Genomic DNA, 18,236 nt, shown 5'->3' with positions numbered 1-18,236 from the left:
TGATTCGGAGCGGCGGCACAGAAGTCACGATTGATGATGTTCTCCGGCGCGGGGCTTATTTCTCCGCGATAGGAGCCGTAGCGACGTCGCCTGGTCGTGGCNGCGGCCAGACCTTCCTGTCGCATCAAACGTCGCACGACCTTCTCCGAGATGAAGATCTGCTGCCTGCCCAATGCCGCGCGGATTCGGCGATATCCGTAGCAACGGTGATTGAGTTCGAAGATGTCTGCAATGACGCGACGCGCGCCAGAATGCCTATCAGCAATCAACAGACGTGCACGGTGATAGAAGTAGGAACTGCGGGCAAGGCTTAAGGCGGCTAACAGATCCGGCAACGCATAGGCCTGTTTCAGGGCATCAACCAGCATCGTCTTCTCCCGGTTGCTCAGGAGTTGCAGGTCGATGCCCATTCCTTTTTTTATCAGTTCGGTCGCCTTTTTCAGGATATCGTGCTCAAGCTGCAACTGCCGGATATCGCGTCGAAGCGATTCGACCTGCTGTTCCAGTTCCGCACGCTCATGGTCCGGCGCTGGCTTCTTTTTGCGTTTCATGGATGCTGGAACCTCCCGACCGAGTAGCTGGTTCTTCCAGTTATACAGCGTCGGCCTACTCACGCCTGTTTTCTCGGCAACCACNCGCGCGCTTTGCTCTCTGGTNCACAGCTCNATNACNGCCGCCTGCTTCACTTTTTNTGATTTTGGAACACTACCAGTTNCTCTGCCAACGATACGTTTTCTGATTTCAGGGCNTAGTTCTTCGATCCAGGCTGCAAGCGTCTCGCGACTCGGATAGCCCAAAGCCCTCAAGGTTGCGGCAGCACAGCGGTCATGACTCAAATAATGATCGACGGCCACCTTCTTCTGTTCAGCCGAATACCTCGGTCTAGAACGGACATAGCCAGCCCGTAGATCATGGCACCGTTCGTATTCGCGATGCCAGGCTTTGAGAGAATTCTTTGTTGGGTAGCCCAATTGCCTGATGGTGGCTCCGAGGCGCTTGCCCAGCTTCAAGTAGAGTCGGACCGCTCGAATGCGATCTTCGTATGAGAACATGAACTACCTCCCAGGTAGTCCAGGATTTTGGCCGCACCCCCCACCGATTACATTGGATACTTCCAAGCCGCGTCGAAGCTCATAAGTCTCGCACTCGTCGTAGAAGACGGAAGGCATGTGTACCTCCTGCTGCGCACTGAAGATCACTCGACGTCATGGATGCGGCCTAGGAGTCCCCCTGATGATCGCAATTCGCAACATCGCGGTAGCGCGTATACGGTCGCTCAATTGAGTGATAGAGCTGCAGCTATTGACATTGCTTACGGATGGATGCGCGTTTGGCGCTCGCCAGCCTTCGTTGCGATCTTGTGCCACGGCGTGGGGTCGCAATTGACGGGGAATCGCGCCCTCGGTCTTCGTGTATAAATGAGGCTACCCAAGACAAACGGAGGCCACCGTGGCCGAAACCCCACCGTCCAACTCAAAGCCAGTTACCGAAGGCGCGCGCACTTCGGTCTCGCGTCCTGTCAGGCTTTGGGCCCTCTGCGGCGGCATCGGCCTTTTGCTCGTGAGCCTGTTGGTGGTCTTCGCCCCTGATCGGGAAAAACTGGATGAACGGGCGCTGAGCGGCCTGGGATTTTTCACGGGCGCGTGCGATGACGGTGGCGATTCAACTGCCACACCCGAGTCGGGATGCCTGGCATTGCGGGCAAAACCGACAGTGACAACGTCTCAGCTCGCCGCCGCGGTCACCCATCTAGCCAAGCTTCACCTGAAACTCGAATTGAGTCTGGCGGGCAGCTCTGTTGATAACATTGAGTCGCTGAAAGAGCTGGATGATGTGGAATCGCTCGACCTAACGGGCACTCCGGTCTGGAACATCGACGTGCTGAAGGGAATGCGTTCCCTGAAAAGACTCGTGATACACCGCACCCAAGTCCAGAACATCGATGCGCTTCAGGAATCGACCGGTCTCCAATTGCTCAATCTCTGGGACACCCGCGTTTCGAATCTCGAAGCGCTGAGGGACTTGACTGAGTTGCGCCAACTCGATCTTCGGGATACGCAGGTTCGGGACCTCGAAGCGCTGGCGAAGCTACCTCGCCTGGAAGCACTCAAACTGGGTGGCGCGAGAAATGTCAGGAACATCGAGCCACTCGGTCAATTGACCACGTTGACAACGCTCGATCTCAACGAGACGCAAGTCGAGCGCCTCGATCCCTTGAGGAATCTTCACGATCTTCAGGCGCTCTATCTCGCGAACACGTCTGTTCGTGACATCGATGTGCTGATGGGCGTACCACACCTGAAGACGCTCGTGCTCGACGGCTCCAAAGTCGAGAATATCGAGGCGATGCGGGGATTGCGCGAGTTGGAAACACTCGTTCTTGCCCGCACGCAAGTCACGAACATCGACGCACTGAAAGGCCTGACTGGCCTGCAAAGGCTCAATCTCTCCGACACCCGCATCGAGAACATTGATGCGCTGAGCAATCTTACTGCCCTTCGAACACTCAATCTCTTTCGCACTGACGTTCAAGACATCGACGCGCTGAAGGGACTGAAGGGGCTGCAAGAGCTCTATCTCGCGAACACGCCAGTCAGGGACGTCGACGTACTGAAAGGCCTGACCGGGCTGCGGGAGCTCGTTCTCTATGGCACCAAGGCCCGGAACGTCGATGAACTCAAAGCGGCCTTACCAAACGCTCGAGTTGTATGGTGACCACCCGGTTTGCCCCGCTCGCACGACTGTCTGTCACTAGCGCCTGGCGTAGAGCACATAAAATCTGTCAACGTTGCGGCACTTGATGTGTCAATCAGACATCAGGCCGTATAACAAGGCCCGCGAAGCTTTCAATGGATAAGATTTAGCAACGGGACCCAAACCTGCCGTCGGCGACATCTGGAAGAAGTCCTCCTGCCATGAAGGAGCGCAGCTTGCGTCTGCCGGGGGCAGCGAGCGCCACAGACTTCAGTTCCGCGAATCAACGATCGTGATCTTCATTCTTTCGTACTCCAAAACCCGAGGCCAGTGGGACAAACATGCGTGCTCACAGTCCTAACGTCTGGGTCCTTTCATCCACTCCGACTCCATCGCCGCGTTTTGCTCCTCATTCGCCTCGATGGGGTCTATCTCCTCATCGATCAATCCCGTCGCACGTTCGGCGGCTCCTTTCATTTCGGCCGCTGCCGGATCAACATCACCGTTGTCGTCAACTGGGGGCTGCAGCATATCCCTGAGCATCGCGCGCAGTTCCGCCGTATCCCAGGGCAAACCGTGCTGCGTACGGACCTTGATATAGTGCCGCACTTCCGCGTCCTGCTCTGGCGTAAGCGGTAGTCCTCGGAAAGTGCTTTGGGGGTCAGAATTGATCATCTCCGCCTCCTGTATCCATCGCAAGTTACAGTGTATCCCCTCGCGAGCTCGCGCAGTTATGATGCGTAGCGGAAGTTGTCCGGCATATCACTACCCGTAGAGCACATTAAATCTGTCAACGTTGCGACATTTAATGTGTCAATCAGACATCAAGCCGGATAACAAGGCCCGCGAAGCCTTCAATGGATAGCCGATCCGCACGCGCAATTTGCACAGGGCCATTTGCGCTACATGTAGCCATCGTGCCTGCCTTCGATTGACCGATTGAACAGAGTCGTTCCGGTGTGGAACGGAGACCGAGCATGCGTAAGCACCAATAGCCCAGACCAAAAATCACCATCGCCTTACCCGCGCTCATCGCGCTTTTGAGGTGAGCCATTGCGGTATTAAGCTTGGCGACTGTGTCAGGGCGGAAAGGTCGCCGGTCCATCGCTGTCTCCGTCTTTGCCCGACTCTGACGCCCTGTCCGCTTGCCCTCCAGCTTGCTTTCGTGTTCTTTCGCAAACAGGGCCTGAAGACGACGTCCATCAGGGGCGTACTGAATGGAATGGAATCCTCTTGCATCGCACGATCTCCTTATCAGCCAGGCTGTTCAACCGGCCACGCGCTGATCGTTCAGCAATTGCCGTCGAGCATCTCCATGCAGTTGCGAATGACGGTCCGGCCAGTATCGTCGTGAGTGAAAGGGGTTGCGTCCGCGCGCGCCGCTGCTGCGTTGCTGGTTCTCGCTCCGGCTCGCGCGAGCGTGAGCGAGTTTCGTCATCCGACGCGAAGCGGAAAGTGTCCGGCAAGCCTTTCAAGTCGAGATGTGGCGGGCGCATGATGGTGTCCCTCATCGTCCGAACTGCAGCGACTCCATCCTGCGCGTTCCGGGACTCGCGCAAACCCGGCGATGGCGGGAGAAAAGCGCCTCCAGAAGGCGGCCGTAGAAACGTCCCCCGATTTGAGGGGATAACGACCTGGAGGGTTACGGATAAGATGCAATCGACTGGAGAGGCGCCCATGGACAACCTGTATTTCCGCCACGTACTCCTCGTAGAGGACGAAGGCTTGAAACGAATCGCGATGAAGAGCCAGATTCTGACCTCGGAACCGACGCTCGACATCGACGAGGCCGGCTCATATGCCGCCGCTGTCGAGCGGCTGCAGAACAAGGCTTACGACCTGGTTTTTCTCGACTACCAGATCGGGGGCGATCACACCGGGCTAGACCTGCTGCGCTGGCTGCAGGAAAACGAGCGTGCTGCGCGTGTGGTCATGCTGTCCGCGCAGGACGACCGCGAGACCGTGCTGGAGTGCATCAAGAATGGCGCCGGCGGCTTCATCTCGAAGGCCAGCGAGAAAGGCGGTGCGGTGTTCAGGGAAGCGCTGCAGGCGATCCTGAATGGACGGGTTTTTCTGCCGAACAGCGTGCTCGGCAAAGGCGGCCATACCCCGCAGTCCCCGGGCCCGAGCAAGGGCATTCCGATCGACTCGTTGAACCTGACGCCGCGCCTCGCACAAGCCTTGGGTTTTCTCCTGCAGGGCTTGTCAAACAAGGCAATCGCGCGAAAGATGGATATCACAGAGAACACGGCGAAGGAGTACATCAGCTATCTGCTGAGCCGCTTCAACGTGTCGCGGCGCACTTTCCTGATCGTGGAAATGGCGCGGCGCGGCATTGAGATTCCCACCGTCGCGAACGCTCCAGCGATCTAATTCGCCCGGGTCGATGCCTCCGTCAATTCGAGCATGTGCTCAACCAGTACGTCAGGAGACAATGGCTTGCTGAGCACGCGGCGCTCCGGCAACGCACGCTGCGTGCTTGCCATGGCTTCACCCGTCACCACGAGGCACGGCACCAGACGCGCAATGTGCTCGCCCGTCAGACGGATGACGTCGCGTGCGGTCGACATCTCCGGCGCGGAACGTACCGAATCGCCCCCCATCGCCCAAAGAGCACTTCCATAGACGCGCGCACCAGACTGTCGTCCTCCACCAGCAACACGTATAGACCACGCAGCGACGACGGTGACGGCAACGTTGCTGCAGCGCAGGGTGATATCGCCGCATTCTGGAGCGATAACGGATCCGCCAGGGGCATGCACACCGAGAAGCGCGACGCGCGACCCTCGATCGACTTCAGTTCGAGATGGTGTCCCTCAAGCAATGACATCACCGCATTCACGATCGACAAACCGAGGACAACCCTAGTCCAAGCCCTTTCTTGCGGTCCCGCTCCGGGTTTCCGAGCTGCACGAACGGCTGAAAAGATTGCCTCCCGATGCTCCGGCGCGACTCCTATGCCGTTATCGAGAACGTCTAGCTGCACATAATTCCGCATGCGTAGCAAACCCACAATCACCGCACAGCGACCCGCTATCGCCGGATCGCTCATGTCGATAACGGGGAGAATCGTGTTGACCGCACCCGGATCGTTGTGATCAGCCATGAGTGAACTCCTGGCGTTCGTGTCGATTTCAGGCGCGGGTGGTGAAAACATTCATGCCCGCGCAATAGCCCAACTCGCGATACGCTTCCCACTGGCTATCGGTAAAGAACTGGTCCGCAGTGCTTTGCTGGGGAAAATCTCTGTAGCTGCTTGCATAGGTGCTCACGTCGGTGGGCGCGCCGATGCCAACGCTCGGCTTGACATACAACATCCAGCTTGGGCGGTCGGGCTCGTTGGAATAGGTGATACAGGCGAGCGCGGCGCCACGAGATCCATCGCGCTTCAGCTCGGAAAACGCTCCAATGGCTTCTGGATCAAACGATGCCTTGACCCAGTCTGGCACGTGCGGCTCTTTGGCCCCGCGCTCAAAGGCACTCCATCCGGCATCGCCTGACTGATGACTCGCGCGCACGGGGCGCGGATCGAGCCAGGTGATCGTCGCGCAGAAGTCGTAGCGCACCTGCCTCGTCAGCAGTGCGAGCGATTCACAGCGGTAATCCGGGTCCGCGGCCGCGTCGACAGCGACGATGAAGGGCAGTCTGCGGCGGATCAGCTCGTAGATGCCCGTGTTGTCGAAGTGGCCGCCATCGCTCAGATACCACAGCTTCGCGGAAGGCCCCTCGAAATATGCACGCCATTCGTCAAGCAGCCTGGCCTGCAGTGTGAAGATGATCGAGGGTAGTGACTTGATCACGCGCCAGCCCCCGCGCCGATATTGTCCCGGCCGCCCGCCTGCTGGAATGCCGCTGTTCCACCAGTAACCGATCCGGACATTCAGCAGGCCAAGCAGCAGCGATTCTGCGAGCTTCGTGTTGCGGCCAAGACCGGTCGATGCGGCGGCGCCCGAAATCGCCATCCACTGGCCAAGGCTGAGCCGCTCGACATCGACCTGCGCGCCGCTGGATTTTACGAAGGCGTGAAACGCGTTGGGATCGGGCTCCACTCGCACCGCGGTGACAGGCGCGAAGCGCACGGAAGTCGTCGCGTCGCGCGCGCCCCAGAGGGCGTGAAAGCGCCTGCCCGCGCTGATGCCGGCGGGCCCGACACACATCGGCATGCCCTTGTCGTCGCGCAATTGATTGCCGGAGAGCGGGTCGACCGTGTTATTCAGGCACGAGCAGACCAAATGCAGCGGGCCACCATGTCTTTCCGGATGGTAATCGTCGAACATGACGTCGTCGCCCAGATCGCTCACACCCACCGGAACAGGCTTGCTGGTGCCTGGCGGATTCACGCGGGCATCGTTGGACGCGCCCAGATAGGTCCGCACCAGCTTCTGCGCGTAGCTCTGCTGCAGGGAGGACAAGTTGAGAAAGAGCAGCACGCGGCCCTTCACCGCCGAAATGAGCAACGCGGCAATCACGCAGTAGCGCGCAGTCGTCGGATCGAGGCCGAAGACCAGATAGACGAGCACATCGAGGAACAGGAGCAGCACGAATGCCAGCGCAAAGGCGAAGAGCGCAAGCAGCACCTCTTTCACGAGGCCGCTCCCGAGAGTCTTTCCCGCTTCTGGCGCTGGCGTCGTGGCCGTTTTCGCCTGACGCTTCAACACGCTCGCCGCGATCCCCCGTAGCAGCACCAAAACGGGCGCGACACCAGCAAGGGACCAGGTCATCGCACGAAACCCGCATGCCGGAAGGAATTGCGCGAGCGTATCGACCACCACGAATAGGGTGGTCACGACGAAACCGAACAGCGCCACGCCGAGCAGCCGGGTCAGCCGGTTGCGTATCACGATGGTTCCGCCCTCGGGCTGCGCCGTGCCGGGATCAAGCGGCGGCGCACTCGCGCCGGATGACACGGGTTTGGCGACTAGCAATCCGGCCGCCTGCTGCTCGAACCACGCGAGCAGAAGCACACCGAGCGCGAGGGCGCTCCAGCCTCCGATGTCGGGTAGCGTCAGTCCATAGATCGCGCACCCGATCATCACGAGCCACACTGCGAAGGGCAACCACAAGCGCCAGTCCCGTTTCGGGCGCCGCCTCATGGTAAGCCAGTAGCCGATGGAAGGCGGCAACATGCCGATCACGAGGAACCACAGCGGCAGCCGCCACCAGGCCGACAGCGTAACACCGTACCATTGCGGCGGCGCGCTCTCGCACACAAGCGAAACGACGCTGACCTTCGAACAGTCGAGCGCGAACCAGTGCAGCGTGCCCAGCACGCCAAACAACAGCGCACCGATCCACACATGCACCGCCGCGAGGTTGCGCAGGATGACTACGATGTCGAACAACACGTCGTGACGGCCGCCGCCCACGAGATATTGCGCGTTGTAACGCAGCCACTGGATTGTCGACGAGCCCAGATTCGTGAGCGTGTGTTCGACGCGGTCCGCGGGTATCTGGCGATCCTGGTCCGGCATCTCCGTAAACAGCTTGCCGAGAAATGACGCTATATAGCCGCCCCCCGAAACCGAGGACATGAAGTCGATATCGCGCAGGCGTCGCCGGCTCGCGAGCGCCTGAAGAACGCCTAGACAGAAGGTGGCGCTGCGCACGCCGCCGCCCGACAACGCGAGACCGACCGTGTCCTCTGGCAATCGCGCGCGATCCGCATTGGCCGCCTCCTCCCATGCAGGCAGCGCAGAGCCCCGGCGCTCGCGCACCGCCTTCGCTTCTACGCTCTCGAGCTCGCGTGGGTAGTTCTCCGAGTCGGCCAGCAACACGTCGGCGGCCTTCTCGCTGATCATGAAGGTAGGAGTCACGATGAAGTAGCCCGGAATGGTCGGAAAGACCGATGTGTCGACGATGCGCAGACCCTCCACGCCATGCACGCGGAACTTGCTGTCCACCACGGCATACCGGTCCTGGAGGTCGCGTGGATTCTTGCACCACGGATCGTAGCCAATCCGGCAAGTGCCGCATGCGTGATGCCCCCACGCTTCGTCCTTGATCCACTGACGCAGCGTTGGCGAGCAATCGGGTTTATCGACGCCCGGCTGGACCTCGCAGCTGAACGCGCTAACGTGCCCATTGATCTCGCGGATGCGCTTGATCGCGTCGCACAGGGAATCCACGTCGCTCGTGCAGTCTTGCGCGCCCTCACTCGTGTCGTCGAACGAGTGAAAGTTGATTTCCGGCATCTGGAACGGATCGCCACTGCGCAAGCGAACCGTGCCGTTGTTGTTGTTCGTGTAGGCCTTGAGAATGACCCAGCTCCATAAATTACGCGTCCTTTCGCTCGACGTCATGCTCCGGCACAGCAACTGCTGCGAATAGTCCCAGTAGTAGCCCCGAAACGCGACCGGCAGCCCGAAGATGAACAGATCCGGGTCGCTGCGCAAACAGGCGCCGTTCGCGGACGACATCATCATCGCGAGCGCGCCGCCGTTGGTCGAGTAAAGGCCAGTCTGGTCGGCGAGCCACTGGAGCAGCATGGGGTCTTTGGCGTCGCCCGGGTCGAAGGTCACGCCGTCAAGTGTGGAAAACGGCTCGCTCGCCTCGCTGATTACGCTGACTTCATAGCGGTCCTGAAGATTGCGGCCGACGCCCGGGAGATGCACGACCGGCCCGACAAGCGCTCCATCGCGGTCGCGCGGTCCGTCAACTTTGCCCTTCAAATTCTCCGAGTCGCCAATACCGCTCAGCATGAGCAGTTGCGGCGTGTTGAATGCGCCACCGCATACAATCACTTCGCGCCGGGCGAACACTTGTTGCGTAACGGGCGTCCCGTCCTTGCCGGCGTACTTCGGGCTGGCCGCATAGAGGTAAGGACCGATGCGGACTTCCACGCCAATCGCGCGCGGCACGCCGCTCTCGCTCTTCTCGAACACGATCCGCGTAGCATGCGCGGGGTTCAGGATCACGAGCCGGTCGGGGAATTCGGCCATGACGTTGAGCAGATGGTCGCGCAGACCGCAACGGCGCTTGCCGTCGGTGCCGATCGAGATCAGCGAAACGTGGGCGCGGCTCTGGATGTCCGGCGAGCGGACATTGGGGTCGAGGAACTGCAGAATCTGAAACCGGGCGAGCGCGCGGCCGAACATCGAGGCCGCGTTGCGATTCGCCAGCGAGGCGAACAGCACGTCCTTGAGCACGCCGACAAAGGTGCGGTCACCTCGAACGATGGCGGCGATCACGAACGGGTCGATGAAACTCGTTTTTTGCCAGCCCGCGGAACCGTGGCCGCCGGGATCGAGCTGGCCGCGCGGATCGAGCTTGCGTGCGGTCCATTCCAGAAACCTGAAAAGGAGCCCCAGCGTTTTGCCAGCGAAGGTCCGGTAGACCGAGTAGTAAAGACAGTTCTCGATCTTGGCGAAGTAGCCCTGCATGTTCTGCGAACGCCACGAATCGTCGCCGGTGTATTCGGCAATGCGATCCCAATCGGCATCATTCGGGCGAATGATGATCATTGCGTGGTGCGACGTGCAACCGCCAATGGCCGCCGCGCGCGGATAGAAGATGCCGCCCTGCCCTTGCCCATCCGTTGCCGCGCAAGGGTCCTTCGCGCCGTCATATTTCGGATCGGCTTGCTGTCGCGCCGTACTCGTGTAGTGGCGCACCGAGAATTCCCAGCTCATGTCCGGGTCTTCGGTCGCGCTGGCATGGAAGGCGGGCACCGCGTACACCTGGCGCATCTGCTGCTGCGCGAGATCGGGAGCGCCCCGCGTCATCGGCTGAGCCCGCGCATCGGGCTGCGCGACGGCGGGGTCGTTGCCTGCCTCGATCAGCAGAACGCGGCGCCCGTTGAGCGCAAGCCGTGCGGCGAGCGGGCCGCCGCCCGCGCCCGATCCCACGATCACGTAATCGAAGGGCGTGGTTTGCGGATTCCTGGCTTGCCACAGCGGGTCATCGGGGTTCATCGCAGCTCCCGTGGACAAGATTGACAAGTCAGAGCGTTTCGAGGAAAGCCTTCAATTGCCGCTTTTCGTCGTCGGTAAGCGACTCGCCGAACCAGTGACCCCGGTCCAGCACGAAGTCGGGACACTTGCTCGCTTTGAGCAGCGCCGGGCCGGCCTCCTGCTGGAATTCGTCGAGCGCCCTGAAGCTGCCATCCTTCGGGTCGTCGCGACGCACCCGCAGCACCCCGCGCGAGAGTCCGGCCACCGCACTGAGGAGATCGAACGTGGGTGCGTCGGGGTTGATGTTCATGAGGAGATTCACCGGCGTGCCGCGCGGAATGGGACCGACGTTAATGCCAATCAGGCGGCCGTCGAGGAAGGCCTTCCCCACGCCGCCCATAACGACGAAAACCACGGCGCTAACTGCGAAGAACGCACGCGCCCAACGCCGCGCGTCGGGAAAGCGGAAGAACGCGGCCGCAAGCCCCAACACGACGAGAGGAATGACCCATAGCCATGGGTAGATCGCGGCCACGCCCGAAACGTGCAGCAGCGTCGCGAGCACCGCCACGAGCAAAGCGAGCAGACCGCCTGCGAGGCGCGGTTGCCCCACGAAAATCAGCACGACGGCAATCAGTGCTAGCACCAGCCACACATAGATGAACAGGAAAGGTGTCATGTGTTCGCCCACTATGCCGGTGATGAGCGGCTTGATGAACCTCGGCGCAAAGTCGATATATGAATCCTTCGTCGTCCTGTAGATAAAGCCGATGTCCCGGAAGCCCGGTTGATCGGCTACGCCTGCCGCCGCGAACGACCGGCGAAAGTCCCCGCGCAGCGCGCTGCATTCCAGGCTCTGGTCAGCAGGGTTGTCGCGACAGAACTCCTCCTTTTGCGCGGGATAGAAGTTCACGCGCTGCGCCGCGCCATGCGCGAGCGTGCCAATGACAGCACGCTTGCTATTGTTGAGCAGCTTGTCGATGGCGTCGTCGTACGCCTCGAGCCGGCCCTCCACCGACGGCTTGCGGTTATAGATGCCTAGTGCATTGTTATGTAGCAATGGTGCGGTCGCCCAGACGCTCACGAGCGAGGCCGGCCGGTAGTAGCCCGGGCCGCCGCCAGGCGGCGCATATTCGTCGTTGTTCCCCCACTTGTCGACGGCGCTCGTCTTGCTGAACGGATTGAAGAAGTGAATCAGTCCCACCGCAGGCAGGGACTTGTACGTTTCCGAAGAGAAGTTGTCCCAAACCTGGCCGCGCATGGCATTCGTGCCCACTGCGCGCTGCGAATTGCTGCCGACGAGGGTGATTGGCACACGCACATCCGTCGAGAGATAGTTATTTTTCTCGAAGAAGTCCTGCCCTCCGTCCGGCTGTGCCACGATGTACTTCTGAAGCCGGTCCACATAGGCGAGCCACGGCTTGCTCAGCTTGAACGCTTCCCAGTCGGCAAAGTCCATGGGCAGCGTAATTCCGCCCTGGTTGCCCGCGATTGCGGTGCGCCATTCGCGCGAAAATGTGATTTGCAGATCTGGCGGCTGCCTGCTCGAATGGCAGATCGCGCAATTGCGGATGAACACCTCGCGGCCTTTGCCGCTATCTTCCTTGTTGGCATTGATCCGCGCGAGCCCCTCCTCGGTCGAGGCCAGCTTCATCGGCTGGGTTATCGTGGCGCCAGATTGCGTGACGTAAGTAAAGAGGGCCTCCAGCTCTTGCACGCGAAAGGCTTCAGTCGTATTCCAGTAGACCGACTTGGCCTTGATGGTCGCGATATCGAACGGCCGCTGCGGCTTGAATCCGACGATCGTGTTCTGCACCATGCGCCATTGCTCCGAATAAGCGCCGATGTTGAGATACACCCGCAATAGCGCGCCTTCGATGCCGATGCTGTCGGCGCCATCGAGCAACACGCGTGGCGTGTGGCGCGGGTCGAGCGTGAAAACGGGAGCATCCTCGATACCCCGCAGCATGAGGTTGCTCTTGCCTTGCTCCTCGGGTGGGTTGATGGCGGCGCGCTCAAGGCGCGCGTTCACTTCAAAAATCGCGTTGATCGTGTTCGGATTGTTGATGTGGTCCGTGGCCACGAGCGACGTGTCGATGGTCCCCGGCTGCTGGCTCGCGACGAACTGCCAGAGGAAACTATCCGGCGTCTTCAGGTTTGTGAATGCGTTCGAGGGTAGCCAGTACTGGTTACCAATCATGCTCGACATCTCCCCCCACTCGGGATGCTCCGTACTTTGCGGCGACACGAGCGGATGCGGACCGACATGGCAGAACGAGCACGCCATGCTCACGCGAAATGGCCGTACGAGCAAAGGGTCCGCGTGAAAGTCGGCGTCCTTGGGATCGGTCGAGTAGTATCTCGCGCCATTATCGCTGACGACCTGCTCCTTCCAATGCTCGCGTGCTTTCTCCGCGGCTGGCGACTTGCCGAAGAAGTCCGGATTCGGAAATAGCCGCAGCCCCACGACGCCGGAAGGATAGCCGTAGACGAGCGGGTCGACGCCATCGTCGCCGAGTTGAGCGATTGCCTGGTCATACAGCGCGGGGTCGCCGACCTCGAAGAATGTCTGGTGATCGTGCGCCGCGTCCTTGGGCATGGTCACACGCTCGACAGGTTTTCCGTCCGCGCCGACGTCATTCTCCGGCGCGTGCATTTTGATCTTGTCGCCGTCGGGTCCGTCGATATAGAGACCCAGCCCGGTCATCGGCGTGTCGCGCTCCACCATGCCAGGCTGATTGATCAGCCCGCCGTCCCTGAAACGATGTGTCCTGTTCTTCGAATTCAGCAGGACAAGAAAGTCCGCGATGCCGTACCCGTTCTCCTGGACCCAGCCCCAAAACGCTTCATTGCCCTCGCCCCACAGCATCCAGGTGTTCTGCCCCATGATGGCTGAGCGAGCGCCCTTCGGAACGGTCTGCCCGTCGAACCAGTCCATTGGTCGCGGCTTGGGGTCGTCGCCAACGACGACCTTGTCAACCTCGCTGAAAATGTTTCGCGTCTCCGTCGGAAAGCACTGCTCGTTACGCGGAAACAGGCGTACGCCGCCTGCCGTTTTCGTGGCCCTGGCTTCGTCGGGTGGAGCGCCCTTTTCGACCTCGCCCTCCGGCGGGGCATCCCTATCGAGCGTTGGCGCGATCGACGCAGCCGGATAGCGTTTGATCGCATTCTCCAGCTCGGTCGCATCAGCCTCACACGTTGCGTTAGCCGCCGATGCAACGTGTTTGCACGCCGCCGGCTTTGACGCCGCTGGCGGGCAGCTCGACGCTGCGCACGTCGCCGGAGCCAATGCAGACGTTCCAGCGGCATTCGCCGCTCTCCATGCCAAAAGGCAAGAAGCGACCATTAGCGCACTCACTAGCGCGGGCCGCAAAACTCGGTGCTGCTTCGCCAGCACAGGTCGTTCGCTTCGTGAACTGCATAGTGAACGCATGGACGCGCCTCCTCTGAAGGTGCGAAACCCGAGGCGCGATGGCTTCAGTGTTGCTCCCGCAAAGCGGGGTGCCGTGGCGCGCGCGGCCGGCACCCTCCGGCCGCACTCTCGAAACGCTCAATACCGCAGCCCGATGGCGGGCAGTCTGGCCCGCTCGTGTACTGGCGTCACCTACATACGTTGTCCGATCGTGAGGAGAATATAGGCGACGCCTATCGAATGTCAATTATGTTCCACTGGTTCGGAATCCTTCTCATTGATCGATTCTCACAAAAGCCACGCAGAGGATGCGTCAACGATGCAGACTGACTCGACAATGCGGCTAAGAAGCCTCTGCGTGCATCTCTTGCGCGGCACCCTCCAACTATCCGTAAAACCCCAACATTTACGCCAATGCGCAAAGCATATTCGTTGTTGAGACACCCGGACAACCTGTTCGCCCGGCCAATTGCAGCCGCAGCGATCAGGTACTTCGTGGATTGCCTTGCGAATACGGGAAAATGTGCCACAGTCAGCATTCAATACCTTTCATGGCGAGCTGATCACCCCACATCCGCCAGGCGGCTGCAACATGGGCCCCACCAAAGCGGATGGCGTAGTGAATGCCAGCGGTAAAGTGTTCGGCTACGAATGTCTGTACGTGATGGACGGCGCGGTCATTCCGCGCGCATTAGGGCCGAATCCGTCGCGTACGATCGCCGCGTTGGCTGAGCGTAATGTGCCAACTTCGCAGGCTGCTTGACCGCCGGTGATTCAGCGAGTTCATCCGCGGCGCCTTCTTACGCGTCCACTTACGGCCGCAGCGACTCGGCCGCCTGGTGGATTGCCCTGCGAATCCGGGGAAACGCGCCGCAGCGGCATGCGATGCCCTGCATGGCATCGTTGATTTCGCAGTCGGTCGGATGACGATGACAATAAAGCAACGCCGTTGCGGCAATCAGTTGCGCGCTTTGACAATAGCCGCACTGCACGACATCGCATTCGATCCATGCCTTCTTTAGCGCGCGAGCTTCCGGACTCTCCAGTCCTTCAATCGTGACGACTTCCGCCTTGTCGATGGCGCATATGGGTATCTGGCAAGACTGAAAAGCTACGTTATCGATCAAGACCGTGCAGGCACCGCAAACGCCGATACCGCAGCCGAATTTGGTTCCCGTCAGTTTTGGTTCGATTTCGCATCGGAGTGCCCAGAGCAGGGGAGTTTCGGGGGCAGAATGCATGACAACGGTTTTTCCGTTGATACGGACTGACACCATGTATCACCTCCGGAAGGCGCTGGCGGATCAAGGAGTGGAAGGTGCCGAACCCGGTTCCCTGTGAGTGCGAAAAGCGCATTCGCTACGGCAGGCGCAATGGGCGGCGTACCCGCTTCGCCAACGCCTTGTGGTTCAGTACCACACTGAAGCACTTTTGTGCAGATCTCAGGACAGGTCGACATATTGACGAGTGGAAATTCAGAAAAATACTTCTGCTGAACCTGGCCATTCACGATGCTGATCCGTTGATGCAAGGCGGCGGAAAGCCCGAAAATAATGCCGCTCTCCATTTGTTGCTCGACGAGATTCGGATTGATCGCGACCCCGCAATCGATCACGCAGTGGACTCGCGTAACCCGAAAGGTGTCGCCACGCCGCTCCACCTCAGCAACCTGTGCCACCACGCTGCCAAACGCTTCGTGCATTGCCATGCCTCTGGCCGTTGTTCCATCACCCTTCGGCCGGCTCTGCCACCTGGAAAAATCCATGAGTGTTCGCAGTACATAGGCGTGTCGCTTGTGTTCCGGCTTCGTCAGCATGTCAAGCCGAAACTGAAAGGGATCCTTGTGTGCGGCTACCGCCATCTCGTCGATGAAGCTCTCGACAAAGAACGCATGAAGCGAATGCCCAACCGAGCGCCAGTTACCCACGGGTATCGGCAGCGTCACCGTGTTGTGCGTGACCGAAATGTTCGGGCACTCGTACGGCTGATCGAACGCGCCTTCTGCGTTCGTGGTGTCGGTGAACATCTCTGCGGCCAACGCTGGGATGCCGAACGCTCGAGGCAGCGCTTGTGCACTGATCGACTGGCTGGCCGACTGGTTCTTCCACGCAATCAGTTTGCCGTCTTTATCGAGCGCCCCGGAGAATTGCGACACGCATGCGGGGCGATAGAAATCGTGCGTCGTATCTTGTGCACGTGGCCAGATTGTCTGCACGGGACGTCCGTTGGCATGGCGCGCGATTGCCACCGCTTGCACGATATAGTCAACCTCGAGTCGACGGCCAAATCCGCCGCCGATCAGGCACTGATGCACCTGCACATTGTCTTCTTTCAGACCAAGGAACTTTGCCACAGCCTTGCGCGCCGCCATCGGGATCTGCGTGGATACCCAAATCGACGCTTCGCATTCGTTCACCTGGGCAGTACAGTTGATGGGTTCCAGCGCCGCATGTGCGAGGTACGGGGCCTCATACTGCATTTTCAGCGGCTTTGACTGCTTCAATTTCGTTTCGACGTCCCCGGTCGAATAGAAGTACTGGGGCTGAGCGCCACCTTCGATCGCCTTGACCAAGGCTACGCTGATCTCTGCATCGCTGAGGTTTTTTGACGGACCATGGTCCCACGTGTACGACAACTGGCAGAGCGTGCGCATGGCGATGTACGGGTTGTCGGCAATGACTGCGACTCCGCCGGTACCGCCGTGGTAGGGATCAACTGTGAAGATGTCGTGAATACCCTCGGTGTTCTTCACGTTCGAACTATCGTGTCCGGTTGCGATTCCGCCGAGTGTTGGACACATCTTGACGCTCGCGTATAGCAGGCCTTCTGGCAGCGCGTCGATCCCGAACCGCGCCAATCCGTCGATTTTCGAAGGCGCCTCTATCCGGTTGCGCCGCTGGCCGATAATCGTGAACTTCGATCTATCCTTGAGCGTGACGTGCGTGGGCGGGTGCTCGAGCTTCGCCTTGTCGATAAGCTCGCCAAATGTAGCCGATTTTTTCGAACCCCAGACAATATGGCCCGCTCGTGCTTCGCATTCGTCAACCGGCGCCCCCCACGCCTTCGCCGCCGCGCTGCAAAGCATCGCGCGAGCGGAAGCACCAGCCTCGCGCATCGGTCCCCAGAGATCGGCGACGCTCGTCGAACCGCCCGTCACCATCGTTCCGCCTAAAAGCGTTAGAAGCCGCGCGAGATCCTCTTCGCCCTTCGCCTGCCAGCTGTGATCCTTGGGGCGGCGAGGAAGCGCGCGCGCGAGGCTTACGCGGTTTTTATAAAGCGACTCTATGGAAGCATCGGCGAGCCGGACCTGGGACCAGTCCGCTCCGAGTTCATCTGCCAGCAGCATCGCAGCGCCGGTGTGAATGCCCTGCCCCATCTCGGCCTTGCTCATGATGATCGTGACGTTGTTGGCGCGATCGATCATTAGCCAGCCGTTGAGCTTCACGTTGGTACCGGACGTCCCGATGGTTCTCCCGGTGCATATTTCCTCACGTGCTTGCGATACCGACCATCCGATCGCGAGCACGCTCATCCCCGCCAAACTCGCACCGCCGACAAGAAAGGTTCTTCGCGTCAACATAACATCGTCCACCGAATGTTCTTACCGCGCATTGTGGTCGGCGAAGGCCGAAGCCCGGAATTCTCCCTGCATCTTGCACCGTTATCGGTTGCAATACGAGTTACGAGCAGCTGCATAAAAACGTGCACTTCTCTCCTTCTTGAATCACCTATATTAGTCACTGCCTGTGGCGATTGCGAATCCGAAATACAGTATGAATTTGTAGCGATCGCTGAAAACGGAATACTCAACAGTAGATCAACGGAAGGTATGCAAACAGGAGAAAAACTCCCCTCGCACAGCCTTTAGCAAGCCACTCACTGGGAGGTGGTAAATGCTGATCGATGAAATCCATGCGCTCCTTGCCGGGTTATCATCCCCGTGGAAGAGCGTGCTGCGACAGCATGGTCTCGATCTGTCATCGTTGGACTCGCCTCAGCGCACCGCCGCGTTGCTGAGCGAGATACTCAATATCGACTGGCAAGATTCACGCGTCCAGGATCTTTGCCGAAGCACCGAACGCGCAATAGAACCGGGTGGCCCAGCACGCAGCCTGCTTTATCACCTGCTCGCGCTTTCGGAATGTCCCTCGCCCGATGCTGGCGTCAGTCTGGAAAATATCGAGCTGATCGAAAACTATCTCTACTCGCTCGCACCTTTGCCGTCCGATTAAACGAAACTC

General features: G+C 59.9%; 13 protein-coding genes. 4 read left to right on the top strand and 9 right to left on the bottom strand.

Going from position 1 to position 18,236, the window contains the following annotated elements:
• A partial coding sequence (locus A3CW_RS51630; RefSeq protein WP_028208409.1) for an IS3 family transposase occupies positions 1-1,052 on the bottom strand: 1,052 nt, incomplete at its 3' end.
• 397 nt (positions 1,053-1,449) lie between these two features.
• Here A3CW_RS51630 and A3CW_RS0139210 point away from each other — a divergent pair.
• Positions 1,450-2,715 (top strand): leucine-rich repeat domain-containing protein, encoded by a 1,266-nt coding sequence (locus A3CW_RS0139210; RefSeq protein ID WP_028208408.1) that lies wholly within the window; start codon positions 1,450-1,452, stop codon positions 2,713-2,715.
• 336 nt (positions 2,716-3,051) lie between these two features.
• On the opposite strand, the gene A3CW_RS0139205 is transcribed toward A3CW_RS0139210, so the two are convergent.
• Positions 3,052-3,369, bottom strand: a complete 318-nt coding sequence (locus tag A3CW_RS0139205) for a hypothetical protein (protein WP_028208407.1) — start codon at positions 3,367-3,369, stop codon at positions 3,052-3,054.
• Between the two features lie 558 nt (positions 3,370-3,927).
• On the opposite strand from A3CW_RS0139205, the gene A3CW_RS54095 reads away from it, so the two are divergent.
• Complete coding sequence (locus A3CW_RS54095) at positions 3,928-5,067, top strand: response regulator (RefSeq protein ID WP_245623855.1); 1,140 nt, start codon at positions 3,928-3,930, stop codon at positions 5,065-5,067.
• Here the strand turns inward: A3CW_RS54095 and A3CW_RS0139195 are convergent.
• From A3CW_RS0139195 to A3CW_RS52800, 5 genes are all read right to left on the bottom strand, one after another.
• On the bottom strand, positions 5,064-5,264 hold the full coding sequence (locus A3CW_RS0139195; protein WP_081772022.1) for a hypothetical protein: 201 nt from the start codon (positions 5,262-5,264) through the stop codon (positions 5,064-5,066). The genes A3CW_RS54095 and A3CW_RS0139195 overlap by 4 nt on opposite strands.
• Positions 5,234-5,800, bottom strand: coding sequence for a sensor histidine kinase (locus A3CW_RS51625; protein WP_161782974.1), 567 nt, complete (start codon positions 5,798-5,800; stop codon positions 5,234-5,236). The genes A3CW_RS0139195 and A3CW_RS51625 overlap by 31 nt, the downstream gene beginning before the upstream one ends.
• A 28-nt stretch (positions 5,801-5,828) precedes the next feature.
• The gene (locus A3CW_RS50470; RefSeq protein WP_051482023.1) at positions 5,829-10,604 is read right to left on the bottom strand and encodes a GMC oxidoreductase; all 4,776 of its coding nucleotides are present in this window, start codon (positions 10,602-10,604) and stop codon (positions 5,829-5,831) included.
• Between the two features lie 28 nt (positions 10,605-10,632).
• Positions 10,633-13,521 carry a hypothetical protein gene (locus A3CW_RS0139185; protein ID WP_028208404.1) on the bottom strand — a complete coding sequence of 963 codons (2,889 nt, stop codon included), beginning with the start codon at positions 13,519-13,521 and terminating at the stop codon, positions 10,633-10,635.
• 265 nt (positions 13,522-13,786) lie between these two features.
• Positions 13,787-14,005 (bottom strand): hypothetical protein, encoded by a 219-nt coding sequence (locus A3CW_RS52800; RefSeq protein ID WP_154678178.1) that lies wholly within the window; start codon positions 14,003-14,005, stop codon positions 13,787-13,789.
• A gap of 513 nt (positions 14,006-14,518) precedes the next feature.
• Between A3CW_RS52800 and A3CW_RS51620 the strand changes: the two genes are divergently transcribed.
• Positions 14,519-14,758, top strand: coding sequence for a GMC family oxidoreductase (locus tag A3CW_RS51620; protein ID WP_407669808.1), 240 nt, complete (start codon positions 14,519-14,521; stop codon positions 14,756-14,758).
• Positions 14,759-14,807: 49 nt separating this feature from the next.
• Here the strand turns inward: A3CW_RS51620 and A3CW_RS0139175 are convergent, their stop codons facing one another.
• Positions 14,808-15,236 carry a (2Fe-2S)-binding protein gene (locus A3CW_RS0139175; protein WP_322787986.1) on the bottom strand — a complete coding sequence of 143 codons (429 nt, stop codon included), beginning with the start codon at positions 15,234-15,236 and terminating at the stop codon, positions 14,808-14,810.
• Entirely contained in the window at positions 15,173-17,575 is a 2,403-nt protein-coding gene (locus A3CW_RS0139170; protein WP_028208402.1) for a xanthine dehydrogenase family protein molybdopterin-binding subunit, read from the bottom strand. Before A3CW_RS0139170 ends, A3CW_RS0139175 begins: the two co-directional genes overlap by 64 nt.
• Before the next feature lie 313 nt (positions 17,576-17,888).
• Here A3CW_RS0139170 and A3CW_RS0139165 point away from each other — a divergent pair, with 313 nt between their 5' ends.
• Entirely contained in the window at positions 17,889-18,227 is a 339-nt protein-coding gene (locus tag A3CW_RS0139165) for a hypothetical protein (protein WP_028208401.1), read from the top strand.
• The last annotated feature ends 9 nt before the right edge of the window (positions 18,228-18,236 follow it).

It is taken from the genome of Paraburkholderia nodosa DSM 21604, assembly GCF_000519185.1.
GTDB classification, from domain to species: Bacteria; Pseudomonadota; Gammaproteobacteria; order Burkholderiales; family Burkholderiaceae; genus Paraburkholderia; species Paraburkholderia nodosa.
Note: the sequence above shows the minus strand (reverse complement) of the source record. Positions and strands in the feature narration are given on the sequence as shown.

Excerpts from the sequence above, each read along its gene's own strand:
- A3CW_RS0139170 (WP_028208402.1), bottom strand. The coding sequence starts at position 17,575 with ATGTTGACGCGAAGAACCTTTCTTGTCGGCGGTGCGAGTTTGGCGGGG.
- A3CW_RS0139165 (WP_028208401.1), top strand. The coding sequence starts at position 17,889 with ATGCTGATCGATGAAATCCATGCGCTCCTTGCCGGGTTATCATCCCCG.
- A3CW_RS0139185 (WP_028208404.1), bottom strand. The coding sequence starts at position 13,521 with ATGGACTGGTTCGACGGGCAGACCGTTCCGAAGGGCGCTCGCTCAGCC.
- A3CW_RS0139175 (WP_322787986.1), bottom strand. The coding sequence starts at position 15,236 with ATGCATTCTGCCCCCGAAACTCCCCTGCTCTGGGCACTCCGATGCGAA.
- A3CW_RS52800 (WP_154678178.1), bottom strand. The coding sequence starts at position 14,005 with ATGCAGTTCACGAAGCGAACGACCTGTGCTGGCGAAGCAGCACCGAGT.
- A3CW_RS50470 (WP_051482023.1), bottom strand. The coding sequence starts at position 10,604 with ATGAACCCCGATGACCCGCTGTGGCAAGCCAGGAATCCGCAAACCACG.
- A3CW_RS51625 (WP_161782974.1), bottom strand. The coding sequence starts at position 5,800 with ATGGCTGATCACAACGATCCGGGTGCGGTCAACACGATTCTCCCCGTT.
- A3CW_RS0139195 (WP_081772022.1), bottom strand. The coding sequence starts at position 5,264 with ATGTCGACCGCACGCGACGTCATCCGTCTGACGGGCGAGCACATTGCG.
- A3CW_RS0139205 (WP_028208407.1), bottom strand. The coding sequence starts at position 3,369 with ATGATCAATTCTGACCCCCAAAGCACTTTCCGAGGACTACCGCTTACG.